Below are 824 nucleotides of genomic sequence, written 5' to 3'. Positions count from 1 at the left end.
TGCGCCGGCGTCTTGACCTTGCGCGGGCGCGCGAACGCCTTGAACGCATACGCCATCTCCGCGTACTCGGGTGGCAATTCCTGCAGAAACGCTTCAAACGCAAGATCAATGCGCTGGGATGCTTGGGACATGGGATGCGGAATGCGGAATGCGGAATGCGGAATGCGGAATGCGGAATGCGGGGGAGATGGTGGCAAAGTGCTAACAGCTCGCGGTTCTCCACTGATTTTCAAGGGCTGGCGGCTATGTTGGCGCCTATGGGCGAATGCCCCCATCGGTGAGCACCTTGTGCAGGCGGTTCTTCTCCCCGGCCAGCAGGCCGGTGAATTTCTGCATTTGACGCGAGACCAGACGTAGCTCACGCAGGTTCTGCGGTGGCACGAAGCCGCCCTTCAACAAGCCGCTACGGGCCAGGATCGCCAGCCACTGCGCATCGGCAATGTCGGTCTTGCGTCCCGGTACTTGCTTGACATGGTGGGCATTGACGACGAGTGCCACGAGGCCGGCTTTCTCCAGGGCCGCATAGGGACTCTTCCAGTAAATCCCCGTGCTTTCCATCACGACCACCTCGGGTTCAAAAGAGGCGACCCATTCCGCCATCGCGCGACGATCGCGTTTGAAGCCGCCAAACTCTCTCAATTCCACCTGCGCTTCTCCGTCAGCATTCTCGAACAGCGCGCAGACGGTTAACTTGGCCTGATGGACATCTAACCCGAATTATTCATAAAAAAGGGCGAATCTCGTTTATTGGACTTTGGACAAAGTATCTTACCAGCTGGCAAAAATCGTTCGCTCACATACAGTTGGAGTAGACAAGTCCTCTG

Annotated in this window: 1 pseudogene; it reads right to left on the bottom strand. The window is 57.3% G+C overall.

Annotated elements, in window-relative coordinates:
- Positions 1 to 261: 261 nt before the first annotated feature.
- Positions 262 to 714, bottom strand: a pseudogene (locus GJ668_RS19860) (IS110 family transposase); the annotation flags it as partial.
- Positions 715 to 824: the final 110 nt, after the last annotated feature.

Source organism: Allochromatium palmeri (assembly GCF_009720725.1).
Lineage (GTDB): Bacteria > Pseudomonadota > Gammaproteobacteria > Chromatiales > Chromatiaceae > Thermochromatium > Thermochromatium palmeri.
The sequence above is the reverse complement of the archived record's forward strand: the minus strand, read 5'-3'. Positions and strand labels throughout refer to the sequence as shown.